The sequence below is a fragment of the Methylobacterium sp. CM6257 genome, assembly GCF_054611515.1.
In genome coordinates this window covers 1,380,213-1,406,001 of the sequence record NZ_CM137735.1, presented here as the reverse complement: position 1 = coordinate 1,406,001, position 25,789 = coordinate 1,380,213, and the positions used below count along the sequence as shown (strand labels likewise).

The following is a 25,789-nucleotide window of genomic DNA, read 5'->3' as shown; positions in this document are numbered from 1 at the left end:
TTCGGCGCGACGGTCGCCCGTTCAGGCGCCGATGCCGGGATGAGCCGGCGGCGGCGTCGCACGAGGGGACCACACCTCAGGCCTTTCAGGAATTGACGGGTGCGGATCTCGCGGGCGCTGACGGACGCGACAAGGGGCCGTGCCCACGGCCCGGCCTTCGAGGAGGGCGGGACGCCGATGGCGGTCGTCACGAGCACGGGACCGCGCGAAGCGCGATAGACAGTACGCCGGGCGCGACCAGGGATCCGATAACCAGTAATTTCTGTATTTCTAGACTTATGGAAATATAGATGGCAAGATTCCCTCGATGCATCGGCCCAAAGGAGGACGCCGTGATCGCGACCATCCATTCCAACGACCGCACCGGCCTCCTGGCCGCAGCGCTGGTGGCCGGCGGCCTGACCGCCGCCGGCACCCGTCCGACCGTCGTCGCCGTCGGCGCCAACGGCGCCCAGGCCTGTGGCCTGGCACGCCTCTCGGGTTCGTTCGACCTGCTCCGCCCCGATCCCGGCGACGCGGCGGCCGTCCTCTCGGGACTGGCGGCACGGTCGGAAGGCGACGTGATCGCCGTCCTGCCGACGGACCTGCTTCGCGAGGGCGGTCCGGGCGAACCCGGGCACCTTCGCGTCGTGGCCACCGCGTGCCGGCTGACCGCGGCCCAGGCCCTGCACGCGACCGCGTCGGGGGCGTGGCACCTTCGCTGCGACAGCGGGCTCGGCCAGCCGGCCTGGCGGATCGCCCCGCGCGTCCTGCCGCTCCGGCTGCCGAGGCTCTCGCCGCTGGAACAGATGCGGCTGCTCGCGGGGGATCTCGGCGGCGGCATGCGGTACGCGGCGGTCGCGCTCGCCGCCACCCTCCTCGCCGTTTCGGCGGATCCGGACGCCGAGCGCTTCGAGGCGGGTGACCTGGCCGCGCTCATGTCGCCGCTCTCCCCGGCCCGGGACCGTGCCCTGCACGAGCGGCTCCTCGACTGCGCCGCCGCCCTGGGCGACCCGCTTCTCCGGGACGCGCCCGTCGGCACCGCCGAGGCCGTCGGCGACCGCGTCCGCAAAGCCCGCCCGACGCCGGTGGCGACCGCTCGCCTCCGCGCATTGCAACCCGCCCGCCTTCGCGCCTGACGGAAAGGACCAGAGCGATGATCGACCGCACGAAACCGAACCGCGTCTCGCCGGCACCCCGGCCGCGCGTCGCCTCGCCCGGGACCGTTCGTCCCGGTCGCTCCGGAAGCGCTCGCCGGGTGCGCGCCGGGGCGGGCTCCTCGCGCGCCCGGATCGGTCAGGGCGACCTCTCCCGCGACCGGGCGCCGACGGCGGCTCCGCACCGGGACGCGAACCCCTACGAGGCGTTCTACGCCTTGTCGGCGGACGGGGTCGGCCTGCTCGACCCCGGTTTCGACGACTGGGACTTGGACCCGTGCGTTCTCGTCGGCCTGTCGCCGTACCGCGGCGACGAGCCGGACGACGCTTGACCGCTTCCCAGGCGGCCCACGGCAAGGGCGCCCGGAGGATGCGAGCCGACGAGGACCGGCTTCCGCTTCGCAGCGCGAGCCGGCGCACGTCGAAAGACCGGCGTTCGAAGCCTCGGAAATCGTCCCGGACGCGCCCTCTCGACGAACGTGTAACGGGTATCGTTATGCGTAACGCGTTACGGGTGGCCGACTCCCGGCATAATCGGCAAGCCGGGACACGGGGGTTGCGCCATGGTCAGGGAACGGTCGATCGAGCTGCCCAAGCTTTGTCCGGGAGGGACGAGGCGACGGCGCATCGGGGATGCCGCGCCGCTGCCGGACGCCCGGGCAGGCGGTGCCGCCGGAGACGGTTCGGGTTCGCGTGCGTGCCGGAAGATTGAGCCGGTTACCGTGGTCACGCGCCTCGCGACCGATCTCGGCGCCGGTGGCGATGGATCCGCTGCCCCACGGCATCGCGCCGCGCTGATGGGGTCGGGCATCCGAGCGTGAAGGGGCGCAGCGGTCGGTCGCGAGGGAGCGGAACCTCCCTGCGTCGGCGCGCGTGGTCGAACGCCCATTCCGCGGCGATAGTTCTAGATATATAGAAATAAGGGTTGCGCACCCCGTCCCGCGTCTTCATGGTGCTTCCATGGAGCTCGAACTAGCGGCACGACAGTTGGAGGCGCTCGGCAATCTGACCCGCCTGAGGGTGTACCGTACGCTCGCGCGGGCGGGCCGAGACGGCCTGCCGGTCGGTGCCCTCCAGCAGCGCATCGATGTCCCGGCCTCGACGCTCTCCCATCATCTCCACCGTCTGATCCAGACCGGTCTGGTCGCCCAGGAACGCCAAGCCACGACGCTGGTCTGCCGGGCGGTCGATCCGGCGATGAACGCCCTGATCGGCTTCCTCGCTGAGGGGGGGCACCGGAAGTGGTCGGCCGGTCCCGGTTCGGTGTCGGCCTGATGGACCGGGCTCGCGACCGGGCATGGAACCGCCGCCCGAACGGCGCCGTCCCGACCGCCGCGACCTGTCCGGGCCCGCGCGGCCTTGCCCGGCAGAGGCGCGCCGCTGAGACTTGCCGACGACAGCGCCGACCGGGGCGGCGATGGTATGCTCCGGCCCGAATCCGGATTTTGGGAATGCCGCGCCGATGCGCCTGACGGAAGAGACCGGGACGGATCACCGCCCCTCGGACGACGCCTGGATCGGCAACCTGATCCGGCATTGGCGCGAGGACCCCGGCGCCTCCTATCGGACCTGGTTCCTGTGGGAGGAGCGCATCAAGAACTTCCGCTCGATCCGGCGCGGCCTCCAGGCGGTGATCGACGAGATCCGGGCCGACGCGTTCGGCAACGCCTATCGCGGTTCGTCCTTGGAAACGGTGGTCCACTCCATCGCGGAGCAGCGCCAGGTCTTCAAGGGCGCCGACCACGCCTTCCTCTGGAAGCCTAAGCTGCGCATCCCCGACATCTACGAAGACCGCGCCAACCAGGTTGCGTTCGGCCGGTTCCTCGACGCCTGCCTGTGCTGCAGCGCAGAGGACGGGGTGCTGGCCGCCATCCACGCCCTCGACCGGCAACGCATCAAGGGGCTGGGTCCGGCCGCGGCGAACCTGCTGTACTTCCTGCACCCCACCCTTGTGCCCCCGTTCAACACGGCCATCGTGAAGGGCTACAACGCCGTCGCCGGCGCCAATGTGAAGCTCGGCAAGTGGGACGAGTACCTCGCCATGCGCCGGGGCATCGTCGCCCTCAACGCCGCCCATCGCGGCCTGCTCTCCAACGATTACGGCGCCATCGCGGGCTTCCTGTTCGACGTCGGGTCCGGGCGATACCCGCTGCCGGAGCGCGACGGGGCCGCCGCGCTGGCCCGCTGGCGCGAGGACCTCGACCGCGTGCGCGCGGAGGCCGCCGACACGGCCTCCAAGGCCGCGCTGGCCGCGCGTGAGGCCGACCACACCCACACCGAGGTCCAGGGCTGGCTGCGCGACCTCGGCCTCGCCCTCGGCTTCGACGTCTGGATCGCGTCGAACGACGGCAACCGCCCCTACGCCGCGGGCCGCCTGTCCGACGGCTGCCTCGACCGCCTGCCCGGGCGCCTGACGGCGAACGGGTCGGCCGAGACGGTCCGGCTCATCGACGTGATCTGGCTGGACAAGTCGGCCGGAGACGTCGCGGCCGCCTTCGAGGTCGAGCACACGACGAGCATCTACTCGGGCATCGTGCGGATGCTCGACCTGGCGCTCGGGGTCGAGGGCGGGGCCGCGCGCAACTTCTTCCTGGTGGCGCCCGACAACCGCGAGGAGGACGTGCGCGCGCAGTTCGCCCGGCCCGCCTTCTCGCGTGTGGCCGAGCTCGACCTGCGCTACCTGCCCTACAGCGAGCTGCGCGGGCACCGGGAGACGATCGCCCGCTTCGGGAGCGGCCTGAAGGGCGTGCTCGCCATCGCTAAGCCCGTCGGGCGTCCGCGCTGACCCCGGTGACCGGCGCGACGAAGCCGGCCGGAGGGATTCGGTCGTCATTCCAGCGGCTGGCCGAGAGCGTCCGGAGGTCGCGCAACCGCATCGGCCTCCATCGCGCCGTCCTCGACGAGGGACCGACCAACCACCACGCCGACGCCCTGGACCCGACCCGCTGGTGCCGTCCGACCATCGCGCGATGGGCGAGCACCGTGTCACGGGTGGCCGCCGTCGTCATCGGGCGTCCGGCCGCGGGCGCGGGTTCCGAGGGCGCCGGACCGCACGCGCAGATCCCGACGGTCGCCGAAGACGTTCGCGGCGCGGCCGATGCCCCGCCGCCGGCCGGGATGCCGGTGGCCCCACGACAACGAACCCCGCCGGTGCGGCCGGACCCCGCGGCGTAGCCTGCGGGCGGGCGTCGGATAAGTCGGCTGTCGCGCCGCGGTGGCCCCGCTCGCCGCGGGCCTCGGCCGCGGGCGTCGTCCGGCCCTCGCCGCCGGGACCCCGGCCGGGCTCTCACCGTCCCAGGGAGCTTCGCCCACGAGGGCGGCGAAGCGCCCATCCGGGAGTTCCTCGAACGGCCTCCGCTCCGCTATGCGCTGGCGCAGCTTCCACCGGAGCAGCCGGGGCGTGATCCTCTGGAAGCGCCCCGTCGCCGCGACCAACTCAGGATCCAGGCCGCCGAGGATGCCTTCCGCCGTCTGGGCCCCGCTCCTGGCGAGAAGGGCGTGGACCTCCCGCATGAACAAGCGCCAGAACGGCCGCTTCCCCATCGCCGCGACCGCCTCGGCGAGTGGCGGCTCGGACGTCGCCGCGACGTCCGGCTCGGGCTCGGGCTCGGCCAGCCCGAACCGGTGGCCGACGAGGGTCAGCCCGTTGCCGTCCTGCACCAGGCGCAGGAGGTGATAGCGCAGCCACGCCTCTGTGAGCGGGAAACCCGCCCGCTCGCCCTCCTGCTTGAGCCGGGTCGAGAGCGCTCTCAGGAGCGGGTGGACCGCCATGGGGCCGCGTTGGCGCACCGCCGCTTCGACCGCGTCCCGCACCTGTCCCCAGAAGTCGTTCGCCTCTCGCGCCAGCTTGAGCCCGTGCGCGGTATCGACAAACCTGGGCCCGGCGCGACCCTGCGCGAGGGAGTCCGCCTCACCCGCGGCGGAAACGGGCGGCGCGGCCCCGCCGGCCTGAGTGCCGACGGCCCGCACCCGGTCCAGCTCGGCCTGCAATGCCGCGACCCGCTCCTCCAAGAGATCGACCCGGTCCAGCGCCTCGTCGAGCAGATCCCTCGCCGCGGCCCTGCAATCCTCCGCTCCGACGAAGTCCGCCAGACCCGCCCGGGCCGCTTCGACCCGGGCCATCTCAAGCAGCTCCCGCCCGATCACCGTGAGCCGCCTCTCGAACGCCTCCGGCAGGTCCGCCCGCTCGATGGCCGGCCGGTAGTCCTCTCTGTCCTTCCACTTCCTGAGCTCGCGAGCGATGTCGCCGAACGACCCGCCGCCGAGTTCCCTCCGGACCGTGCGGACCGAGACCCGCTCCTTGGTGCCACCGGGCGGTGCCGGCCTGGCCCGTATCCGATCCGCGGCTGTCCAGACCCCGTTCTCCGTCACCATGCCCGCCATCCCAAGCCGTTACCGGTATCATCGCCGCGAGCGGTGAAGAAACGGTCGCGGTCCGCGTGGAGGCTCGGTGTGGGCGCGAGAGCGAGCCGGACCCGAGGGCGACCGGACAGATAGGCCGCGGGAGGCCTTCGGATTGAGGAACGCCCAGTCGGCGAACGCCCCCGTCGTGTAACGCGTACGCATAACGTTACTCATTATGCGTACGTCTCTGAGTCGCGTGCCAACCGCCGGCGGCAGCAGCCGCCATCCCGCCTTGAGCCGCCGGAAACCTCGCTACCACCGAAGACGTACTTCGTCGGCCTGCCCCGCCGCACTACGAAGGCATTCAGGACCATCGCGGTCGACCAGAGGGTGATCCTGTCGGCCCGTACGCAGAGGCCTCACCGAGGTGCGGCGGCCCGCGAGATCTCGGCACGGGACGGGAGGGGCGCCCATGCTCTTATCCAAGTGCGGTTGCTGCGGGCGGACGGTTCGCACCGAGGCGACGAGGTGCCCGAGCTGTCGCGCCGCCACCGGGGCGGGCATGCGCCCTGCCCCGAACGAGGCGGCATACCGGATCTGCATGCTCGCGACCGCGTGCGCCGTCCTCTTCTGGCTCCTCGTGATTCGCCGATAGGCGCGGACCGGCCTACATCCGCTCCTTGATGCCGGAGCCGACGAGCCACCAATTCACCGGATAGCTGGTCAAGAATCCCGCCACCATCGCGACCTGCATGGCGAACCAGAACTCGACCGAGTTCACCGGCGCGCGCTGGCCGGTCAAGTGCGGGAACAGGAAGAATTGGGCGAACGCCATGAAGCCGTACATGCCGACCTGCCAGGCGATCAGCGAGACGGTGTCCGCCTTCACGGCCGCCACCAGACCCTCGCCGGGAGAGAGCCCGCGCATCGGCACGATGGCGTAATACTGGAACGCGATCCCGAGCGCGTAGGCGAACACGAAATCCAGCACCCAAACCGCGTACATCTTCTCCTCGAACAGGGAATGCCAGCCGAACCAGACGGCGACGCCCGGAACCAGGAAAGCGAGCCACTCGGCGGCGACGTCGCCCAGCATGCAGCCGCTGCCGCAGTGGAGCGCGCCCTTGCCCACCATGACCGGGAACGGGGTCTGCGTCATGTTCGGCGGCTTCTCGCCGCGCTCCTTGGCGTTATGGTGCGCCTCCATCGTGGCTAGCCGTCCATAGCGGTAATACGCCCAGACGACGACGAGCGTCCCGAACAGCGCGCTCACCGGCCAGACGACGTTCATGACCGTCATGTGCTGCGGTTGCCGGATCACCTGCACCGACAGCAGCAGCGAGCACGCCGCGCCCAGCAGCAGGGCGCAGACGGACAGGATGTGGAACCACTCCGGGAACATGCGGCACCCCCACGGAAATGCCGGTGCAACATACCCCCTAGGGGTAAGGTTCCCCGACGCGGTGCAACCCTCCCATGCCGGCGGTGGGCGGATCAGCGCGGCGGGTCCCAGGAGTACGGGAAGCTCAGGGAGTGCTGCAGGCCGGCCGTGACCCGGAAGTCCTGCCGGCGGTCGCCGCCGAAGCCGACGCCGACCGCCCCGACCAGCACCGTCTGCGGCGTCGCCATGTAGCGAGCGCCGATCTCGGCCAGGTTGACCGCCCGGCCGCGCTCCCGGTCGGTCTCGCGGTAGACGTCGGCGACCAGCACGACGGAGTTCGAGACCGGCTGGCTGTAGGCGACGCCGACCCGGTAGCGGTCGCGCCGCTCGGCCTCCCGGCCGGTCGTCGGGTCGTAGTTGTGGAACCACGACGCGTTGAAGTGAACTTGGCGCGGGACGTAGGAATACGGCGACAATCCCTCCGGATCGGGGGTGCCGAGCGACTTGGTCGCCAGGAACTTGAGTTCGGTCTCCGTGCCGCCGGCCATATGGCCGTAGGGCGTGTTCACCCCGAGCGCGACCGCCATGGCGGGCAGGACTAGCCCCTCCTGGTTGAAGTTGTAGAACCCCTGCGCCAGGAATTCGCCCTGGTCGGTGTCGCTCGCGTTGCCGAGCCGGTACGGGGCCTCGACCGAGAGCTGGAAGTTCTTGAACGCGCCCCATTCCAGGCGCGGCACCGCCATCAGGCTGCTGGCGCCGCGCGGGTCGTTCCGGATGCGGTTGTACTGGAAGTAGGACTGCACTTCGAGGCCGTTCTCCTTGATCGGGTAGGCGTCCTCGATGGTGATGGGCAGCCCCTCCTCCAGGTTGGAGTGGTCCGCGGCGATCGCCGAGCCAGCGGAGAGGGCGAGGAGGGCCGCGAGGGCGGTGCGGACGAGCTTCGGCATGGCGCGGCTCCTCAGCGGACGGCGACACGGGCCGGGCCGAGGCTCGGCTCGACGGTCATGTCGATGGGCGCCACGTCCGGGATGCCGGCGGCCTTGGCGTTCCAGGCGGAGAGCATGTGCTCGACCATCATGGTCGGGGTCTCGCCGGGTTCGGTCGAGCCGGGCATCATCCGCATGCCGGGGGCGACCTGCATGAATGCGTCGTGGAGCGAGCCGGGGATCTCGCCGGGCTCGATCCCAAGCCGCCCGTTTTTCATCATCTGCTGCATGATGGCGGCGTGGGATGCCTTGGACAGGCCGCCCGGGTACATCATCGGCAGCATCTCCATGAGCATGTCCATCATGATCATGCCCATGGCGCCCTGGGGCGAGCGCACCCACGCCGGATAGGTCCTCGGATCGAATTCGGGATGGGGCTCCCGGAACCTGCGCGTGTAGGCCTCGTCGCCGGGCTGGTAGCCCATGGCCTCGATGACCCGGTACATTTCAGCCCGCTTCTCCTCGATGGACCAGCCGGGATAGGCGAGGATCGAGTAGGCGATCCCGTGGAGCATGTGCAGGTTGTCGAAGATGTTCGCGCTCTCGGGACTCATCCGGGCGTAGCGCGGCATGATCTCGCGCGAGAGCAGCATGCGGCCGGGCCGGTCCGCCATCACCTCGCGGTACATGAGGTCGATGGTCTGGGCCATCGCGGCCTCCTGGTCGCTGTTGCCCGAGATCATCTGCGTCTCGTACGCGGCCGGGTGCCACCAGTGGGCGACGTAAAACAGGCTCTGGTCGAGCGGGTAGAAGTTCCGGAAGTAGTTGAAGTATGGCTTCATCATGATGCCCGCCCGCCGCATGGTCAGCTCCAGCGGGGCGACGCTGCGGGGCACGCCCGGCGTCTGCATCGTGAGGTAGTATCTGACCGCGCGGTCGGTCCACGCCTTCTTCTCGGCCCACGGGATCTCGCGGAACGCCATCACGTCGTAGGTCTGCTCGTGATGCATGTGCGTCCAGTCGATGGTCCGGAACAGCGTGTGCATCGCCCGGTCGACGTAGTTGGAGTAGTACGGCATCTCCGGCTCGATGGCCGGCGGATCGCGCAGCCATTCCTGCGCCTCCTTGTCGAAGCGGGCATCGACCCCGGCGCGGTCCTCGAACCGCGTGTGCTGCAGCAGGTCGTGCTGCTTCGAGTGGAAGAAGTGCATCCCGGCGCCGATGCGGTAGGCCTTGTTGAGCCGGTAGTAGAAGGCGAGGTTGTAGGGCCCCCTGAGGAAGCTGACCTCGTCCCGCCGCTCGATGCCGTCCAGGGCTCGCGCGGCGGTCCCTGCCAAGGGGGCCGAGGCCGCCGACGCCAGGGCGCCGGTGAGGAATGTCCGCCGTCCGATCATGCCACCCTCCGACTCGATACCCCTTAGGGGTATTTTGGTCGGGCGGATATTGGAAGGGTCGGTCGGGCGAATGCACGCCTTGGACAGGCTTTCCGCCGCCGGTGTTGCGGAAGAGCTACTAACGCGCTTCTGAAGCCCCGTATCATCCCAGCCGACTGCAACTGCGGATACCGGAAGCAAGATTTACATCCATCTCCGAAGACCTCGGGCCGTCGCTCGGCGCATCAACCCGATGGAACGGCGCCGTCATCCTGCAAGGAGGGCTTGCATCGCCTCCGACGACTTCCGCGGAACGCTGGCCGCATACCGCTTGGCCAAGCTCGTCAACCGAACCCTTGGCTCTGTCGACCGACACCGGTCCCGCGACCCTGCGGGCAGGGATCATGATTCCAGCCAAGACATACCCGGCACCTTCGACCAGGGCGTCGCGGCGATGCTGGCCGCCCCGACGGGAGGCTCGCCAGCGCAACGTCGACTTGGCGTCGGCGCCTGAGCTGCGCCACCTCCTGGACGGTGCGGAATCGGAATTCCTTCGGTACGGTCCCGGAGAGCCACGGTCCTTCGGCACCGCCCTCCGGGTCGTTGCGCACCAGTCCCTCGACCCGAACGTCACGCCAGACGCGCGAGCACCTTGGATGGCGCGTCGCAGGCTGCGAGCATGCCGTTGTACCAGATGGCGAGGGGCGTCGCGGGGTCCAGGCAGGTCTCGAATTCCCGGGCAGCCCTGAGATCCGCGACCGTTTGCGGGGCGGAGTAGCCGAGGGCGCGCATGGTCCTCGGCTCGGTCAGGAACGTCCGGACCATCTCGTCGACCATGGCGTTGGGGCCTCCGAGATCGGCGCCGCCCATCGTCATGGCGTCGTCCCGAGCGAAATCGATGATGGCGACCGGGCGGTTCCGTGCATCCCGGAAGCCCTCGAAGGCCACTGTCAGATGCTCGTCGCCGAACCCGTACCCGGCGAAGAGCACGGCGTCGCAGCCGGCCACGAGGCGGTCGAGTTCGGAGTAGTAGGTGCGGAAGGGCCGTTTCAGGATCTGGGTCGTCTTGCCGTATCCCGCGACGATGACCGAGGTCGGGAAATCGATGCCCTCGACGTGGGAGCGCGTGCTGCGGCCACCGGCGTTCTGATGGAAACGGCCGCGGATATCCGGCTGCCAGCGGATCTCGTGCATGTCTCCGGTCGGGCCGGGCTGCATGTCGAAATGGACGGACCCGTGGAGGTGCAGCATGCATGCCCAGCCGGACCGCCGGAGGATGCGCTCCTGGTCGAAAATGCCGGTCGCCGGGTCGAAGCCGGTCTCGATCCCGGGAAAGGCGCGGTACATCACGTTGTCGTAGTTCAGGGTGACCACCGCGACGTCGAACTCGGCCTGCAGCGCGGCGACCAGCACTTGAAGCCTTGCGAACTCGGACGCCTTGTCCGCCTCGCTGGCGGCGCAGCGCTCGCGGAACGCCTCCACGACGGCATCAACCGACGCGCGGCCGAGATCGCGCAGGGTGTCCGGCCCGACCGGCGTGGCGTGCCGACCGAAAAGCGAGACGTCGGGCATCCCCTTGGCTGTCACGACCGCGCCCAACGCCGAGGTCGCGGCGCCAGCGGGGTAAGCCGCGGCGACGGCGAAGATGGCGTACAGCAAGTCCTCGTAGTGCGGCTCGCGGCGCAGGAACTCGGGCACCGTCCGCTGCCAGTGGGTCCTGACCAAACCCTCGACATGCTCGTAAAGGTTCGTCGCGGGCTCGGCGAGCAACGGGTAGCGAACCTGGATGGCGTCGTTGATCATGGCCCGAACCCCTGCGACCGGGGGCATCCCGAATTCGAGGGACGCACCGGCGCCGACGACAAGCAAAAGTTTTCTTCTCGGCACGGCGCTCCTCCCCCTTCAGACCACCTTGGCGATCAGGCGGCTCATCTCGTCGGCGAGGCGACCCCGCTCCTCCTCGGGCAGGTTCCCGGTTAGCGTGGCCTGTACCAGCGCCTGCAGGTGGTCGCGCAGCATGTCGGACTGCACCCGCCGAAGGGCCGCGATGACGGCGTCGGCCTGGTGGGCGACGTCGACGCAGTAGCGCCCGTTCTCGATCATCTGCTGCAGGCCGCGGACCTGCCCCTCGATGCGGCGCAGCCGGGCGATCTGGCGGGTATGGTCCACGGCCACGCCGCCGTGTCTGTCGTCCGGTTCGCTCATCTCGGGCCCGTGTTGCGACTGCCAAGATAGGCGCTCGGGCGCGCCGCCGGAACCCCGGGGCGCGCATTCAGGGCAGGGACAGCCCGTCCTCCGCCGTCGCCTCGACGAAGGCGAGCGCGTCCCTGCGGCGTTCGTCCTCGTTCAGGTACAAAGCCGGCACGTCGGGCGTGCGGCGCAGGCGCAGCGCCTCGTCGATGATCCGCCGCCAGCGTTCGTCGAGAGCGATCAGGCCGTAAAGACCGGCCTCGGACTTCGAGGGTATGCGCCGGAGCGCGAGCAGGTAGTGCAGCCGGCAGGCGCCCAGCACGGCCTCGTCGACCTCGGCCGTCCCAGCCGAGTCCCGCAGGGAACCGAACGCCTCGGCCGCCCACCCGTCGACCCCGGGCACGTTCAGCCAGCCCGGCGGCGGACCCCGCAGGGTCAGCCCGTGCTCGGCGAGGGCGAGCCTGTCCACCGGGCGGCGCCTGTGCCCGGACAGCGGCTCGAAGCGGCCGACCCGGACCGCCGGACCCTTGTCCTCCGGTCCTTGCCGGTCCGCCGCGGCGACGTAGATCCCGTCGAGGGCGGGGCCGCCCATCGCGCCGAGGCCCTCGTGCAGGTCCGCGAGCCGATCCAGCGCGTCGGCCCCCGGGGGCCAGGCGACGACGGCGACGAAGTCGAGGTCGCACCGTCCCGGCACGAAGTCGTCCAGCGCCGCGGAACCGACCACGTGGAAGCCCGAGACGAGGCCCGGCAGCGCCGCGTCGACCGCCGTCAGGTACCGCTCCGCCGCCGCCGCGGCGAGCGGGTGCATCACAGCCGTCGCGTCCAGGAGTTCGGTCACGCGGCCCGTCTCACAACCGGGCGGCCCGCAGGCGCAGGGCGTTGCCGATCACGCTCACCGACGACAAGGCCATGGCGGCCGCCGCGATGACGGGCGAGAGCAGGATGCCGAGGAACGGGTAGAGGATGCCCGCCGCCACCGGCACGCCGGCCGCGTTGTAGACGAAGGCGAAGAACAGGTTCTGGCGGATGTTGCCCATCACCGCCCGCGACAGACGCCGCGCCCGCACGATGCCGAGGAGGTCGCCCTTGAGCAGCGTCAGGCCCGCGCTCTCGATGGCCACGTCCGTGCCGGTGCCCATCGCGATGCCCACGTCGGCCGCGGCGAGCGCGGGGGCGTCGTTCACGCCGTCCCCGGCCATCGCGACCACCTGCCCTGCCGCCTTGTGGCGCTCGACCACGGCGGCCTTCTGGTCGGGCAACACCTCCGCCTCGACCTCCTCGATGCCGAGCCGACGCGCCACCGCCTCGGCGGTCGTGCGGTTGTCGCCGGTCAGCATCACCACCCGGATGCCCTCCGCCCGGAGCGCCGCGAGCGCCTCGGCCGTCGTCGCCTTGACCGGGTCGGCGATGGCGAGGACGCCGGCGACCCGTCCGTCGACGCCGGCGAAGATCGCCGTGGCGCCGTCGCGCCGGAGCTCGTCGGCTTCGGCGTCATGGGTCGATACGTCGACCCCTTGCTCGCGAAGGAAGGCGGCGTTGCCCAGCGCCACGCGGCGGCCCTCCACGGTTCCGAGCGCGCCCTTGCCGGTGGGGCTGTCGAAATCCGTGACGGGAGCTGTGGAGAGCCCGCGCTTCCCGGCCGCCGCCACGATGGCCAGGGCGAGCGGGTGCTCGCTCGCGCGCTCGACGCTCGCCGCGAGCCGCAGGAGCGTGTCCTCGTCGAAGCCGGCCGCCGCCACGATCCGGGTCACGGCCGGCTTGCCCTCGGTCAGGGTGCCGGTCTTGTCGACCACCAGGGTCGTGACCCGCTCCATCCGCTCCAGCGCCTCCGCGTTCTTGACGAGCACCCCGGCCCCGGCGCCGCGGCCGACGCCGACCATGATCGACATCGGCGTGGCGAGGCCGAGCGCGCACGGGCAGGCGATGATCAGCACCGCCACCGCGGCCAACAGCGCGAAGGTGAAGCGGGGCTCCGGCCCGAAGGCCATCCAGGCGGCGAAGGCGAGAACCGCCACGCCGATGACCGCCGGCACGAACCAGCCCGCGACCCGGTCGGCGAGGCGCTGGATCGGGGCCCGGCTCCGCTGGGCCTCGGCCACCATCTGGACGATGCGGGCCAGCATGGTGTCGCGCCCGACCTTGGTCGCCTCGACGACGAGCGAGCCGGACTGGTTGAGGCTGCCGCCGATGACGGGGGCGCCGGCCTCCTTGGCGACCGGCATCGATTCCCCCGTCACGAGGCTCTCGTCCACGGAGCCGCGGCCCTCCACCACCGCACCGTCGACCGGGACCTTCTCGCCGGGGCGCACGCGCAGGCGGTCGCCGACCCCGATGGCATCGAGTTGCACCTCCTCGTCCTCGCCGTCCGGCCGGATGCGGCGGGCGGTCTTCGGCGCGAGGTCGAGGAGCGCCCGCAGCGCGCCGCCGGTGCTCTCGCGGGCGCGGAGCTCCAGGACCTGCCCGAGCAGCACAAGCACGGTGATCACCGCCGCCGCCTCGAAGTAGGCCGGCACCGCCCCGCCGTGCCCGCGCAGCGCCTCCGGGAACAGCCCGGGGGCGAGCGTCGCGACCACGCTGTAGAGGTAGGCCGTGCCCGTCCCGAGGGCGACCAGGGTGAACATGTTCAGGTTCCGGGACAGGACGGAGTGCCAGGCCCGAACGAAGAAGGGCCAGCCGGCCCAGAGCACGACCGGGGTGGCGAGCGCGAACTGGATCCAGTTTGAGGTCTGCTGGCCGAGGCGGTCGGTCAACCCGAGCAGGTGGCCGCCCATCTCAAGCACGAACACCGGAACGGTCAGCACCAGCCCGGCCCAGAACCGGCGCGTCATGTCGACGAGTTCCTCGCTCGGACCGTCGTCCGCACCGACCATCGCGGGTTCCAGGGCCATCCCGCAGATCGGGCAAGCCCCTGGCCCGACCTGGCGCACCTCCGGGTGCATCGGGCAGGTGTAGATCGAGCCCTCCGGCACCGGCTCGGACTTCGCCGCGGGGGAGGCGGGGTCGACGTAGCGGACGGGGTCGGCCTCGAATTTGGTCCGGCAGCCGTTCGAACAGAAGTAGTACGGATGCCCGTCGTGCTCGGCCTGGTACTTCGTCGCGTGCGGGTCCACCGTCATCCCGCAGACCGGGTCCTTCACGCGGAAGGCGCCATCGGACGAGGCAGGTGCGGCATGGCTGTGCGCACGGTGGTCGTGCCCGTGGCCGTGCGCGTGCGCGGAATGATCGTGGCCGCCGACACAGGCGTGGCCTCCCGCAGATTGAGGATGTCCCTGCGACGCGTCGCTCATCACCGCTCCTTCCGTATGGCCGAGGGCCTGGCCGCCAGACCGCGAACGGTCCGGCGGCGCGCGGCGCCTTACCGGTTGCCTTCCTTCTTCGCGTTCTTGTCGAGCCAGGCGACGAGCTCCTGAATGCTCTTCTCCTGCTCACCGATGGTCTTCTCGGCGAGGCGCTTGCTCTCGGCGTTGTCGGCGCCCTTCAGCGCCGCTCGGGCCATGTCGATGGCGCCCTGGTGGTGGGGGATCATCGTGCAGACCCACGCGACGTCGGGATCGCCCGCCATCATCCCCTGCATCATCGGGCCATTCATCGACATCATCGCCCGCTGCAGGCCCTTCTGGGTCTCGGTCATCTGACCGCCCATGCCCTGCATGGCCTGGGACATGTGCGCCTGCATGTCCTTCACCATCGCCTCCTTGCCCGCCGAGGCCGCCTTGCACGCTTCCGGCAGCCTCACGGCGGATTGCATCGAGCCGTGGTCGTGATCGTGGTCATGGTCGGCCGCAACGGCCGCTCCGGCGCCGGCGAACGCCATGGTCGCGGCAAGGACAAGGTTACGAACGAGCATAATTGCCTCCTCTCATCTTGTGGAAGGGGCAGCCGTCGCCGGCCGCCCCGATTGGCTCAGGCGGCCATCTTGCGGCAGCTCTCGGCGCATCGCCGGCACCGCTCGACGCAGTCCTGCATGTCGCCGACCTGCTCGCAGCTCCTGGCGCAGGCCTCGCACACCTCGGCGCAGGCGCGGCAGGTATGCTTGTGCTCGGGGGTACCGATCAGCATCAAGTGAGCCGAAGTCCGGCACGTCTCCGCACAGGCTAACATCAGCCGGAAATGCGCCGGCTCGACGTGCTTGCCGCCGGCCGGAAGGCAATGGTTCGAGGCCATGCCCATGCAGGTCTGATAGCAGCGAAGACACTCATCGATGCAGGACTGCATCTCGTTCGACATCGTATGCATTCCGAGTCTCCATTAAGACGGTTCACACTGTTCGATAAACCGAGATTTACGCTAAAAAGCGATTTTATTTCTCAGCACAGCGCAGTCATAAAGATAGTGAACTGACGTCTTGTTCAACGCGAAAGACGAAAATCTTTCGCGGCGACGTTCGAGTTTGGAAAGTCGGTCCCGCGGCCATCGTGGACCGGTCCCAGCGCGCCGGGATCGTCCGATCACGAACGACCCGATGGGACGCCGCCCTTTCGAGCTCACGGTTCGGCGCGTCCCGCCGGGGCGACCCGAAGCGGCGCCGCCGCTCCTGAGGCGACGATTGGGCAGATCGACAGGGGATCAGTCTCGACCGGCGACGAAGCGGGCGCAGGTCGTGGCCGCGGGCGCACCTCAGGCGTTGCGCGCCCAGGTGCGCATCACCTCACGCGACGGTTCGTGGCGGCTTGCGAAGCGCCTCGGGGCCTGCGCCCTCGTGCCCTGCGACGTCGTCCGGGACCATCACGACGGCCTTGAAGAGGGGGGCTGACAAGGATGTTGGGGCGGCGGGAATACCGAGGGTGCCACAAACGGCCGTCCCGCAGCGGCAGCGCTTGCAGGCGCCGGGGCAGCAACCCTCGTCGGCATCGGCGGCTTTGAGCGAGGCCGTCGCCCGAACCGGCAGCGTCCGGAGACGCGGTGCACCGCGAAGCCATCCCATGAACCCTGGGACGTGCAGCGAGGTTGCGAGGGCTGGTCCAGCAAGCGGTGCCTTCGCATCGACCATTGCCGCCGCGCGCCGATTGTGACCGCAGTGGACATGGCCATCGTGAGCCTCGACGGCGGACGGCGCGACGTAGGCGATGATCGCGAGGATCATCGCCGCTATCGAACGCACCACATGCCGCCTGAAAGCCATCCCGGTCGCTAACCCCGATCTTGCATGTCGCGACGAAGTCGCACCTTTGACGAGAATGCCTGCATCCGCATTTGGTTGCCGGCTCGTCCCATCACGCGGTCGCGCGTACCTGCTCGGCCGGGTAGCCGGCGGCGGTGACGGCCAGTGCGATGCGGTCTGCCGGCCCGACGGCGCCGGACACGGTCACGAGCTTGGCCCCGAGGTCCACCGCGACCTGGGCGTCCGGCTCGATGTCGATGATGGCCCGGGCCACGGACTTGACACAACCTCCGCAGTCCATCTTGTCGACCTTGAAACGATGCATGACGCTCTCCCTATGACGGCGTCACCTTCAGATAGGGCTTCCCATGGTGGGAAGGTCAAGGGTCGGGGAGCGCTCCGCATCGGGCTGGAGCGCGTTCGCTGCAGGCGACATGGCCGTCGTGACGCTGAAGCCGGTCGATCCTCGACATCGTCGACCGGTGCGGCGACGCTTGGCGTGGTTCCATCGCTTAACCCTGAAGCATCATGTCCATCGGCCTGCGCACGTGCGCTTGAACCCTTGATCGATGGGCATCGCGGTGAGGAGGGACCTGGTCCGAACGATCACTCCCGGCCAACCTCCTGGTATTGCGCCTTGAGAAAGCGATTGCTTTTGGTGAAAGATGCCACGACGCTCTGCTCAAGCTCGTAATACCACACCTCCTCCCGTGCATGCTCGATGCGGTCGACATTGAGCGTCAGGATGTACTGCTTGTTCTCGTCGAGTCTTGCCCGAGTGAGGATGAACTCCAGGCTTTTTCGTAAGGTGTCGTCGTCGACGTCGAAGATATTATCGTGAACCAACAGCCCGGGGTGACGGGATTTGGTGTAATCGTTCAGCAGCAGCGCGATGTCGTATATGAAGACTTTCTCCCTCTCCACGCTATGACTGCCGTCATCGTCGATCCGCAGGACGATATCGACGACGTGCTTCCTGGGGGTGGTTCGCACCTCGAAGGAAGCCTTGCGGTTGCCCTGGATGAACTGATGAATGGCGAGGATCGTCCGTTCGAACGACCGCAGCCGATCCGCGGCGGCAGAGATGCTGGCCTGCAATGCCAGCCTTTCGGCCTCGATCTCGGACTTCTTGGTCTGACGTTCGATCAGCAGTTGGTCGTAACGGCTGAAGAAGCTTTTGAGCTGTCCAAGTTCATCGCTCTTCGCCTGGAAGGAGGCATAGGTCTGGCGTAGGTTGCGCAGCTGCCCTTTCTGATCGAGAACCGCCACCAGCTTTGCGTACCGCCTATCGAGTTCGGCGAGCTGCTTGTTGAGGTTCCGGATCTCGACGTCCACCACCCTCGACTTCTCGTCCAGCAGGTGGCGCTGGAACTGCTCGATCTTGGACTTGAAAGTAATTACCTCCGCGAGTTCGCGGACGATGCTGGTGCCCAGGCCGGCACGAAGCTGGTCGTAGAAGTCGCGGATCTCGCCGCTGTCTATGCCGGGTTCCAGGGCAATCGGTGCCAGGTTTGCAGCGCGCTGGACGAGCACGTCCTTGCTGCGGCGCAGGTCCGACATCCGGTCTTCGATATCGAGGATCTCGCCCTTCACGATGTCGTAGGCCGGGGCGTTCTCCAGGGCATCGATGCCTTGCCGGATCGTCTCGACCTCCTCGTCGAGGGCGTTGAGGTCGGACCGGGCGTCATCCAGATCCTTCTGGCGGACGAGCCTCACGCTGTCCTTGATGCGAGCCTCCTCGGTGGCGATTGCGTCGAGTTCCCTCTGTATGCCCTTGATGGCACGGTAGATGCCGAGGTCGATGCCGAGGAGCATGAGGTGCGGCGCGTAGTTGTCCGGTATTCGGGCCTTGGTGTCGAAGCAGCCTACAATCGACTTGAACTCGGATCGCTCGTCCCGGATCAGCGGCCCCAGGATCTCCCGGAACCCGACCTGCTCATCCTGGTCGGGGAACAGCCTCCCCGTCAGGAAATCGGTCGCATCCTTGAGCTTGGCGTAGACCGTCTCGCGCCCGTCGACGATGATCCGCGGGTGCTCCGCCTCTTCGAGCGATCTCTTGATGGTGTAGCCGATCCCGTGCAGCCGGAAGTCGACGCAGATGAGGTTGCGCGGATCGAAGCTCTCCTTCGGGATTCTCGCCACGCGACTTTCCGTTTTGCGTTTGAGCAATGCGAAGTTCAAGAATTCGATGCAGAGCGACTTGCCGACGCCGTTGTTCTTGGAGCTGGTCACGTCGCTCTCACCCAGGATCACATTGACCCCTGCCGTGAAGACGATGGGATCGATGGTCGCGGGCTCGGTGTAGAGACGCTCAATCAACATCACGGACGATCAGGTATGGTTCTTCGAAATCGACCAGGCCAACGGCGTATAGGAAGGTGATGCCATAAAAGAACGAATTCCACGCGAACCAACTCTCGCGTTTGAAGCGCTCCACCACGTCGAAGATACTGACACGACCCTTGCCCGACTGCCTGATGTACCGCGCGATCTCGAAACCGACGATTGGCGGAGACTTGTCGAGTGCCTCGTCTTTGAGGAAGATGCTAGGCATCGAGCGCGCGCTTGTTCGGGAACACGTTGCAGGCAATCAGCTGATCGACAAGGTAATATCGAATGGCGCAATCGTCGAATGCGACGGCGCTGGTGCCCATCATCCGAAGGACCTTTTCGGTCAGCGCATCGAGGGCGGCTTTGGGATCGCCTCCATATTCCGTCAGGACACGGTCGCTCCAATTCATGAGGTAGACCTGGAGCTTGCGCACACGCACGTGCCCGAGGTCGGTATGCCTGTTCACTTCCGCCAGCGCACGTCCATATATCTCGTGCAAGTCGACGTACTGCTGTTCGAGGAAGGCGGCGTGATCCGCGAATCGGTCGCGGATCTTCCTGTCGGGATCGGGGTCCTCCCGGTTGTCGCCGACCGAGATCCCTTCCTCGGCGGCGCTGAGAACCTCGATCAGGCGGATCAGGGTACCAACCTCGTTGGACTGCCGGGGCTCGGGGATCTTCAACTCGTCGCGCAGGAACTCGCAGCAGCGCTCAAGCCTGTCCAAGCGAAGGTCGCCGACCTTCCTCAGGAGCTCGGGAATGTCCCAGACGTCGTCCACCAGGGACATGCTGAACACGCCGTCGCCGCCTAGGGACGACTCCCGGTACCTGCGCTTCTCTCCGATGATGAGAACGACCAGGCGGTCGTATCTGCCGTCGAGGCCGCTCGCCACGAAGCCCTTATGGGTGTGCTTGATCTTGTCCAACTCCGACGTCGACGTCACCTGGATGGCGATCCGTTCGTCCTCGTCGCCCAAATCGATAGCTCGCGCGTTCCTCTCTACTATGTTGATGTTCTTCAGCTTATAGTCAAACACCAAGTTCAGAAAATCTCGAAAGAACGCTTCCGCATGGACGTTGACGTCTTGTAGGTTGAGGCTATTGAGGTGCCCGACCGACATCCTCAGTTGCGTCAAATAGTGCAAAGCGACCCCGATGAGGCTTGCGCGATTCATGGTGGTGACGAGACTCTCTCGGATCCCCCGAGTCCTAGCGTTGCGGCGTCCCCTTCGCCACTCCGATCTTCATGCCGCCGGGGCGAGTCTGTGAACCGAGTTCCCGCCCACGCTAAGCCCGCCTTCGGGGGATGTCCGGGCACGAAGCGGGGCGTCGGCTCTTGCGCGGCGGCGCGACGACCGTTGACCACCGTGGACGGCGACGGCGATCATCCGCACGTCGGCCGCGCTCAGGCCGGTTCGCCGCCACGATAACGGGCGAAGGTGTCTCGCCCCTCGGGTCCGAACAGGATCACCGCGTAGGCGCCGGGATCCCTGCCCTCGACCTCCATGCCGGGCGAGCCGGCCGGCATGCCCGGAACGGCCAGCCCGGTTCCGTTCGGGCGCTCGGCCAACAAGCGCCTGATGGCGTCCGCCGGCACGTGTCCCTCGACCACGTAGCCGTCAACGAGAGCGGTGTGGCAGGAGGCGAGGTCCCTCGGCACGCCGAGACGCGCCTTCACCGGGTTCACGGGACCCTCGGTCACCGTCACCGTGAAGCCGGCCTGTCGCAGGTGGTCCACCCACTTCGCGCAGCAGCCGCAACTCGGGTCCTTCGTCACGGCGACGGTCGGCAGGCTCTCCCCCATCACGGGTCGTCCGAGGGACACTCCCGCCGCCAAGCCCGCGAGCACGGCACGCCGGGACGGCATCATGTCTGACTTCATCATTCGCTCCTGTCGATTCCTCATTCGGCCGCCAGAGGCATCCGTGCACCCTCCGCGGCGGCCTCCGGCAACCCGCGACCTTTCACCAACGCGTAGACGGCCGGAATCACGACGAGGGTCAGCACGGTCGAGGACACCATCCCGCCGATCATCGGCACGGCGATGCGCTGCATGACCTCGGAGCCCGAACCGGTGCTCCAGAGGATGGGCAGGAGACCCGCCATGATGGCGACCACCGTCATCATCTTGGGCCGCACCCGCTCGACGGCGCCGACCATGATGGCCTGCCGCAAGTCCTCGCGCGTGAGGGGGCGTCCCTCACGCCGGCACCCTGCCCGGACCTCGTCGAGGGCGTGGTCGAGGTAGACCAGCATGATCACGCCGGTCTCGGCCGCGACGCCGGCGAGCGCGATGAAGCCGACCGCCACCGCCACCGACATGTTGAAGCCCATCCACCACATCAGCCAGACGCCGCCGACGAGCGCGAACGGCAGCGAGAGCATGACGATGAGGGTCTCGGTCAGACGGCGGAAGTTCAGGTAGAGGAGCAGGAACACGACGAGCAGCGTCAGCGGCACAACGATCCTGAGGCGGGCTTCGGCGCGCTCCAGGTACTCGTACTGCCCGCTCCACTGCAGCGTCGTGCCCTGGGGCAACCTGACCTCCCTGTCGACCGCGGCCCGGGCGTCGGCCACGTAGCCGCCGAGGTCGCGCCCAGTGAGGTCGACGAAGATGTAGACCGCGAGCTGGCCGTTCTCGGTCCGGATCGAGGTCGGCCCCCGGGTAAGCTCGACCTTCGCGACCTCGCCGAGCGGCACCGTCCCGCCGGCCGGCAGCGGCACCTGCACCTCGTCGGCGATGGCCCGCGGGTCGGAGCGGAAGGCGCGCGGGTAGCGTACGTTGACGGTGTAGCGCTCGCGGCCCTCGACCGTGTTGGTGACGCTCTGCCCGCCGAGAGCCGAGGCGACCACGTCCTGGACGTCGCCCACCATGAGCCCGTAGCGGCCGAGCGCCTCCCGGTCGGGCGTGATGTCGAGGAAGTACCCGCCGATGACCCGCTCCGCGTAGGCACTCGACGTGCCCGGCACGTCGCGCACCACTGCCTCGACCTGACGGGCGACCTTCTCCATGGCGCCGAGGTCGGTGCCGAGCACCTTGATGCCGACCGGCGTCCGGATGCCGGTCGAGAGCATGTCGATGCGGGCCCGGATCGGCTGCGTCCAAGCATTCGAGACGCCCGGGAACTGCAGCGCCCGGTCCATCTCCGCCTTGAGGCTCGCGAGCGTCACGCCCGGGCGCCACTCGGCCTTAGGCTTGAGGCTGATGATGGTCTCGGCCATCTCCATCGGCGCCGGGTCGGTCGCGGTGCTGGCGCGCCCGGCCTTGCCGTAGACCGAGGCGACCTCGGGGAAGGACTTGATGATCCGATCCTGGGTCGCCAGCAACTCGCCCGCCTTCGTCACCGAGATGCCGGGCAGGGTCGTCGGCATGTACATCAGCGTCCCCTCGTCGAGTTCCGGCATGAACTCCGAGCCGAGCTGGCGCGCCGGCCAGACGGTGACCGCCAGGACGCCGAGGGCGAGCAGGATGGTGGGCAACCGCGCCCGCAGTACGCCTGCGATGACCGGGCGATAGAGCCAGATCAGGAGCCGGTTCACCGGGTTGCGATGCTCCGGGACGATCCGTCCGCGCACGAACAACACCATCAGCGCCGGCACCAGGGTCACCGACAGGAGCGCCGCCGCCGCCATGGCGAAGGTCTTGGTGAGCGCGAGCGGCCCGAACAGGCGCCCCTCCTCGCCCTCCAGGGTGAAGATGGGCAGGAAGCTCACGGTGATGATGAGGAGTGAGAAGAACAGCGAGGGGCCGACCTCGCCCGCCGCCTCGACCAAGATCTCGACCCGCGGCTTGTCCGGCCGCGCCCGCTCCAGGTGCTTGTGGGCGTTCTCGATCATCACGATGGCCGCGTCGATCATGGCGCCGACCGCGATGGCGATGCCGCCGAGCGACATGATGTTGGCGCCCAGCCCCAGCGCCTTCATCCCGGCGAACGCCATCAGGATGCCGACGGGCAGCATCAGGATGGCGACCAGCGCGCTTCGGACGTGCAGGAGGAACACGATGCACACGAGGGAGACGACGACGCTCTCCTCGACAAGCGTGTGCCGCAGCGTCTCGATGGCCGCGTCGATGAGTTGCGAGCGGTCGTAGACCGGCAGGATCTCGGTGCCGGCCGGCAGGCTTTTCGCCACCTCCGCGAGCTTCGCCTTCGCGTTCTCGATGACGGTCAGGGCGTTCGCGCCGAACCGCTGCAGGACGATGCCGCCGGCGACCTCGCCGTCACCATTCATCTCGGTGATGCCCCGCCGCTCGTCAGGCCCGAGTTCGACCCGGGCGACGTCCCGCACCCGCAGGGGAGCACCACCGGTGGTCTTCAGGACGATGTTCTCGATGTCGGCCACGCTCCGCAGGTAGCCGCGTCCGCGCACCATGAACTCGAACTCGGAGAGCTCGACCGTGCGGCCGCCGACGTCGGCGTTGCTCGCCCGGATCGCGTCCCGGAGCTTGTTGAGCGAGATCCCCTGCGCCCGTAGGCGGTTCGGGTCGACGACGACGTTGTACTGCTTGACGAAGCCGCCGACGCCCGCGACCTCGGCCACGCCCTCGGCCCGCGACGCCCCGAAACGGACCACCCAGTCCTGGAGGGAGCGCAATTCCGCGAGCGTGCGCTCCTTGGCCACGACCACGTACTGGTAGACCCAGCCGACGCCGGTGGCGTCCGGACCGAGGGTTGGGGTCACGCCCGCCGGCAAGCGGCTGGCCGCCGCGTTGAGGTATTCGAGCACGCGCGAGCGGCCCCAATATGGGTCCGTGCCGTCCTCGAAGATCACGTAGACGAAGCTGACCCCGAAGAACGAGAAGCCGCGCACCACCTTCGCCTTCGGGACCGTCAGCATGGCGGTCGTGAGAGGATAGGTGACCTGATCCTCGACCACCTGCGGGGCCTGGCCCGGGTATTCGGTGTAGACGATGGCCTGCACGTCCGAGAGGTCGGGGATGGCGTCGAGCGGCAGCGTTCGCAGCGCCATGACGCCAGCGGCCACGGCGAACACGGTGCCGACCAGCACCAGGACGAGGTTGCGGGCCGACCAGCCGATGAGGCGCGCGATCATGGCTTGCCCTCAAGGTTCGAGGCCTGCCGGTCGCTCGCCTTCGGGGCGGACATGGACTGAAGCGCCGCCTTCAGGTTGCTCTCGGCGTCGATCAGGAAGTTCGCCGCCGTGACGACCCGGTCGCCGGCGGCGACGCCGTCGCGGATCTCGACGTAGCCCGTGCCGCGAACCCCGACTTTGACCTCGCGCGGCTCGAAGCGCCCCCCGCCCCTGTCGAGCAGCACCACTTGCCGCGCACCTGTGTCGATGACCGCGTCGTCGGGCACCGCCACGACGGGCTTGCCCGCCCCCGTGGCGATCTCGACCTCGGCGTACATGTCGGGCAGGAGCGCGCCGTCCGGGTTCGGCAGCTCGATGCGCACCCGCGTGGCCCGGGTGTCCGGGTTCACCTGCGGATAGATCACCCCGACCTTGCCGGAGAAGGTCCGGCCCGGGGCCGAACGCAGGCGCACGGTCACGGCCTGTCCGGCGCGAACCCCGGCCAGGTCGCGCTCGGGCACGTCGGCCAGCACCCACATGACCGAGATGTCGCCGATCCGGAACAGGGTGTCGCCGGCCGCGGCTTTCATGCCCTCGACGGCCGAGCGCTGCAGCACCACGCCGTCCCGGGCCGACGACCAAGTGATGGCCATCGGCACCTTCCGGGTGCGCTCCATGTCGTCGATGACGGCCTCGGAGACGTTGAGGTTCTGCAGGCGTCGCCGAGCTCCGTCGAAGCCGGGGTTGGCGATGAGCTGCGCGGCGGCGGCGTTGATTTCGGGGGAGTAGATGTGGACCAGCGGCTGGCCCTTGCGGACGCGGTCGCCGGTGGTGACGTCCTCGACATGGTCGACGTACGCGTCCGACCGGGTCGCGATGACCGTCACGCGCCGCTCGTCGAGGGCGACGGTACCGGGCACGCGCACCGGCTGCGCCACCACCCGCCGCTCCACTGTTTCGGTTCGGACGCCGGTCCGCTGGACCTTGCCGGGGGAGACCGTCACGACGGCGCCGCCCTCGTCCTCGCCCGCGTAGACGGGGATGTAGTCCATCCCCATCGAATCCTTTTTCGGGGTCGCCGAGGTGTCCGGCAGCCCCATCGGGTTGCGGTAGTAGAGCAACTTGCGCGTGCCCCCGTCGGGCTTCCCGGCCGCCGCCGTTCCATGCGCCGCCATGCCGTGCCCGGTCACGTCGTGGCCGGCCATGTCGGGGGATGTCGTCTCGCTCCCTTGTGCCTGGTCGAAGCGCACGTCCTCGCTGGCCCGAACCGCCCGGAAGTCGTGCCCCTCCGCAGTCGTTCTCGGCGACGCGGAGTAGACCGGCTTCCCATCCGGATCCTGGTAGTAGACCACCGGACCCGTGACCTTCGCCGGCGCCGGTGCCTGCGGACCCGGCATGCCGGTCGGAAGCCAGTGGGCGAACTCGGTCCGTGCGCGCTCGACGAGGACCGGAACGGGGCTGCCATCACGCCCCGCCCAGTACCCGGTGCCCCCCGCCGCCAACGCGGCGAGGATCCCGGCGAGCCATGCCGAGCGGCTCACTTGACGGCCTGGAAGACGAGCCTGTCCTCGACGGTGCCGGTTTCGCCCTGGACCTTCGCCCCCAGCGAGAGCCGCCAGCCCCCGGCCATCGTGAGCTTCGCCTTGAAGCGGTAGAGGGCAGGCTCCGTCGACGGGACCTGCTCGATCGTCGAGGTCATCTCGTCCATGCTGTGGGGCGCCATGTCGATGCGCTTGGCGAAGATCACCGCGTCCGGAACGGGCTTGCCGGTGCGCTTGTCCATGAGTCGCACCGAGAGGATGGTCTCGCCGACCTTCGCCTCCGTCCGGATCAGCACGAAGGCGTAGTCCTTGATGCCGGCGAGCGCCGGCAGGGCCGGGACCGACAGGGCGGCACCGAGCAGCGCGGCACCGAGGGCGCGCGCGAAGGGGTACGTGGTCACGGATTTCGTCTCCTGAACGCGATGGATGGCC

At 68.9% G+C, this 25,789-nt stretch carries 23 protein-coding genes; 4 read left to right on the top strand and 19 right to left on the bottom strand.

Annotated elements, in window-relative coordinates:
- The first annotated feature begins 332 nt into the window (after positions 1–332).
- The 4 genes from ACYCO6_RS06775 (at position 333) to ACYCO6_RS06760 (ending at position 3,921) form a co-directional block, all read left to right on the top strand.
- Positions 333–1,118: a hypothetical protein gene (locus tag ACYCO6_RS06775; protein WP_007565568.1), complete on the top strand. Its 786-nt coding sequence runs from the start codon at positions 333–335 to the stop codon at positions 1,116–1,118.
- A gap of 17 nt (positions 1,119–1,135) precedes the next feature.
- Positions 1,136–1,468 (top strand): hypothetical protein, encoded by a 333-nt coding sequence (locus ACYCO6_RS06770; RefSeq protein ID WP_007565566.1) that lies wholly within the window; start codon positions 1,136–1,138, stop codon positions 1,466–1,468.
- A gap of 628 nt (positions 1,469–2,096) precedes the next feature.
- A complete protein-coding gene (locus tag ACYCO6_RS06765; RefSeq protein ID WP_007565564.1) occupies positions 2,097–2,411 on the top strand; it encodes an ArsR/SmtB family transcription factor in 315 nt (104 codons plus the stop codon).
- A gap of 187 nt (positions 2,412–2,598) precedes the next feature.
- On the top strand, positions 2,599–3,921 hold the full coding sequence (locus tag ACYCO6_RS06760; protein ID WP_007565562.1) for a hypothetical protein: 1,323 nt from the start codon (positions 2,599–2,601) through the stop codon (positions 3,919–3,921).
- A gap of 200 nt (positions 3,922–4,121) precedes the next feature.
- Here the strand turns inward: ACYCO6_RS06760 and ACYCO6_RS06755 are convergent, their stop codons facing one another.
- The 19 genes from ACYCO6_RS06755 to ACYCO6_RS06665 form a co-directional block, all read right to left on the bottom strand.
- A complete protein-coding gene (locus ACYCO6_RS06755) occupies positions 4,122–5,510 on the bottom strand; it encodes a DNA-binding protein (protein ID WP_007565560.1) in 1,389 nt (462 codons plus the stop codon).
- Positions 5,511–6,147: 637 nt separating this feature from the next.
- Positions 6,148–6,882 carry a DUF4396 domain-containing protein gene (locus ACYCO6_RS06750; RefSeq protein ID WP_007565557.1) on the bottom strand — a complete coding sequence of 245 codons (735 nt, stop codon included), beginning with the start codon at positions 6,880–6,882 and terminating at the stop codon, positions 6,148–6,150.
- Between the two features lie 92 nt (positions 6,883–6,974).
- The gene (locus tag ACYCO6_RS06745; RefSeq protein ID WP_007565555.1) at positions 6,975–7,808 is read right to left on the bottom strand and encodes a hypothetical protein; all 834 of its coding nucleotides are present in this window, start codon (positions 7,806–7,808) and stop codon (positions 6,975–6,977) included.
- Between the two features lie 11 nt (positions 7,809–7,819).
- Entirely contained in the window at positions 7,820–9,181 is a 1,362-nt protein-coding gene (locus tag ACYCO6_RS06740) for a hypothetical protein (protein WP_007565553.1), read from the bottom strand.
- A 609-nt stretch (positions 9,182–9,790) separates the two neighbouring features.
- Positions 9,791–10,963, bottom strand: coding sequence for an SIR2 family protein (locus ACYCO6_RS06735; RefSeq protein WP_007565552.1), 1,173 nt, complete (start codon positions 10,961–10,963; stop codon positions 9,791–9,793).
- A 99-nt stretch (positions 10,964–11,062) separates the two neighbouring features.
- A complete protein-coding gene (locus ACYCO6_RS06730) occupies positions 11,063–11,365 on the bottom strand; it encodes a metal-sensitive transcriptional regulator (RefSeq protein WP_007565550.1) in 303 nt (100 codons plus the stop codon).
- Between the two features lie 67 nt (positions 11,366–11,432).
- The gene (locus tag ACYCO6_RS06725) at positions 11,433–12,188 is read right to left on the bottom strand and encodes a DUF4111 domain-containing protein (RefSeq protein WP_007565548.1); all 756 of its coding nucleotides are present in this window, start codon (positions 12,186–12,188) and stop codon (positions 11,433–11,435) included.
- A 10-nt stretch (positions 12,189–12,198) separates the two neighbouring features.
- Positions 12,199–14,637, bottom strand: coding sequence for a heavy metal translocating P-type ATPase (locus tag ACYCO6_RS06720; RefSeq protein WP_007565546.1), 2,439 nt, complete (start codon positions 14,635–14,637; stop codon positions 12,199–12,201).
- A gap of 68 nt (positions 14,638–14,705) precedes the next feature.
- A complete protein-coding gene (locus ACYCO6_RS06715; protein ID WP_007565544.1) occupies positions 14,706–15,197 on the bottom strand; it encodes a DUF305 domain-containing protein in 492 nt (163 codons plus the stop codon).
- Between the two features lie 56 nt (positions 15,198–15,253).
- Complete coding sequence (locus ACYCO6_RS06710; protein WP_007565541.1) at positions 15,254–15,586, bottom strand: four-helix bundle copper-binding protein; 333 nt, start codon at positions 15,584–15,586, stop codon at positions 15,254–15,256.
- Positions 15,587–15,998: 412 nt separating this feature from the next.
- Positions 15,999–16,433 carry a hypothetical protein gene (locus ACYCO6_RS06705; RefSeq protein ID WP_230364971.1) on the bottom strand — a complete coding sequence of 145 codons (435 nt, stop codon included), beginning with the start codon at positions 16,431–16,433 and terminating at the stop codon, positions 15,999–16,001.
- A 130-nt stretch (positions 16,434–16,563) separates the two neighbouring features.
- Positions 16,564–16,776, bottom strand: a complete 213-nt coding sequence (locus ACYCO6_RS06700) for a heavy-metal-associated domain-containing protein (RefSeq protein WP_007565540.1) — start codon at positions 16,774–16,776, stop codon at positions 16,564–16,566.
- Positions 16,777–17,057: 281 nt separating this feature from the next.
- Complete coding sequence (locus ACYCO6_RS06695; protein ID WP_007565538.1) at positions 17,058–18,773, bottom strand: DUF2326 domain-containing protein; 1,716 nt, start codon at positions 18,771–18,773, stop codon at positions 17,058–17,060.
- Entirely contained in the window at positions 18,763–19,005 is a 243-nt protein-coding gene (locus ACYCO6_RS06690) for a hypothetical protein (RefSeq protein ID WP_007565536.1), read from the bottom strand. The genes ACYCO6_RS06695 and ACYCO6_RS06690 overlap by 11 nt, the downstream gene beginning before the upstream one ends.
- Complete coding sequence (locus ACYCO6_RS06685) at positions 18,998–19,957, bottom strand: SMEK domain-containing protein (protein ID WP_007565534.1); 960 nt, start codon at positions 19,955–19,957, stop codon at positions 18,998–19,000. The genes ACYCO6_RS06690 and ACYCO6_RS06685 overlap by 8 nt, the downstream gene beginning before the upstream one ends.
- 230 nt (positions 19,958–20,187) lie before the next feature.
- Complete coding sequence (locus ACYCO6_RS06680) at positions 20,188–20,664, bottom strand: DUF411 domain-containing protein (protein ID WP_007565532.1); 477 nt, start codon at positions 20,662–20,664, stop codon at positions 20,188–20,190.
- A 20-nt stretch (positions 20,665–20,684) separates the two neighbouring features.
- Complete coding sequence (locus ACYCO6_RS06675; RefSeq protein ID WP_007565530.1) at positions 20,685–23,837, bottom strand: efflux RND transporter permease subunit; 3,153 nt, start codon at positions 23,835–23,837, stop codon at positions 20,685–20,687.
- Positions 23,834–25,357: an efflux RND transporter periplasmic adaptor subunit gene (locus ACYCO6_RS06670; RefSeq protein WP_007565528.1), complete on the bottom strand. Its 1,524-nt coding sequence runs from the start codon at positions 25,355–25,357 to the stop codon at positions 23,834–23,836. The genes ACYCO6_RS06675 and ACYCO6_RS06670 overlap by 4 nt, the downstream gene beginning before the upstream one ends.
- Positions 25,354–25,758 carry a FixH family protein gene (locus ACYCO6_RS06665; protein WP_459770474.1) on the bottom strand — a complete coding sequence of 135 codons (405 nt, stop codon included), beginning with the start codon at positions 25,756–25,758 and terminating at the stop codon, positions 25,354–25,356. The genes ACYCO6_RS06670 and ACYCO6_RS06665 overlap by 4 nt, the downstream gene beginning before the upstream one ends.
- Positions 25,759–25,789 lie beyond the last annotated feature (31 nt).

Coding starts and splice junctions, on each gene's coding strand:
- ACYCO6_RS06770 (WP_007565566.1), top strand. CDS start 1,136: ATGATCGACCGCACGAAACCGAACCGCGTCTCGCCGGCACCCCGGCCG.
- ACYCO6_RS06765 (WP_007565564.1), top strand. CDS start 2,097: ATGGAGCTCGAACTAGCGGCACGACAGTTGGAGGCGCTCGGCAATCTG.
- ACYCO6_RS06760 (WP_007565562.1), top strand. CDS start 2,599: ATGCGCCTGACGGAAGAGACCGGGACGGATCACCGCCCCTCGGACGAC.
- ACYCO6_RS06755 (WP_007565560.1), bottom strand. CDS start 5,510: ATGGTGACGGAGAACGGGGTCTGGACAGCCGCGGATCGGATACGGGCC.
- ACYCO6_RS06750 (WP_007565557.1), bottom strand. CDS start 6,882: ATGTTCCCGGAGTGGTTCCACATCCTGTCCGTCTGCGCCCTGCTGCTG.
- ACYCO6_RS06745 (WP_007565555.1), bottom strand. CDS start 7,808: ATGCCGAAGCTCGTCCGCACCGCCCTCGCGGCCCTCCTCGCCCTCTCC.
- ACYCO6_RS06740 (WP_007565553.1), bottom strand. CDS start 9,181: ATGATCGGACGGCGGACATTCCTCACCGGCGCCCTGGCGTCGGCGGCC.
- ACYCO6_RS06735 (WP_007565552.1), bottom strand. CDS start 10,963: ATGATCAACGACGCCATCCAGGTTCGCTACCCGTTGCTCGCCGAGCCC.
- ACYCO6_RS06730 (WP_007565550.1), bottom strand. CDS start 11,365: ATGAGCGAACCGGACGACAGACACGGCGGCGTGGCCGTGGACCATACC.
- ACYCO6_RS06720 (WP_007565546.1), bottom strand. CDS start 14,637: ATGAGCGACGCGTCGCAGGGACATCCTCAATCTGCGGGAGGCCACGCC.
- ACYCO6_RS06715 (WP_007565544.1), bottom strand. CDS start 15,197: ATGCTCGTTCGTAACCTTGTCCTTGCCGCGACCATGGCGTTCGCCGGC.
- ACYCO6_RS06710 (WP_007565541.1), bottom strand. CDS start 15,586: ATGCATACGATGTCGAACGAGATGCAGTCCTGCATCGATGAGTGTCTT.
- ACYCO6_RS06705 (WP_230364971.1), bottom strand. CDS start 16,433: ATGATCCTCGCGATCATCGCCTACGTCGCGCCGTCCGCCGTCGAGGCT.
- ACYCO6_RS06700 (WP_007565540.1), bottom strand. CDS start 16,776: ATGCATCGTTTCAAGGTCGACAAGATGGACTGCGGAGGTTGTGTCAAG.
- ACYCO6_RS06695 (WP_007565538.1), bottom strand. CDS start 18,773: ATGTTGATTGAGCGTCTCTACACCGAGCCCGCGACCATCGATCCCATC.
- ACYCO6_RS06690 (WP_007565536.1), bottom strand. CDS start 19,005: ATGCCTAGCATCTTCCTCAAAGACGAGGCACTCGACAAGTCTCCGCCA.
- ACYCO6_RS06685 (WP_007565534.1), bottom strand. CDS start 19,957: ATGAATCGCGCAAGCCTCATCGGGGTCGCTTTGCACTATTTGACGCAA.
- ACYCO6_RS06680 (WP_007565532.1), bottom strand. CDS start 20,664: ATGAAGTCAGACATGATGCCGTCCCGGCGTGCCGTGCTCGCGGGCTTG.
- ACYCO6_RS06675 (WP_007565530.1), bottom strand. CDS start 23,837: ATGATCGCGCGCCTCATCGGCTGGTCGGCCCGCAACCTCGTCCTGGTG.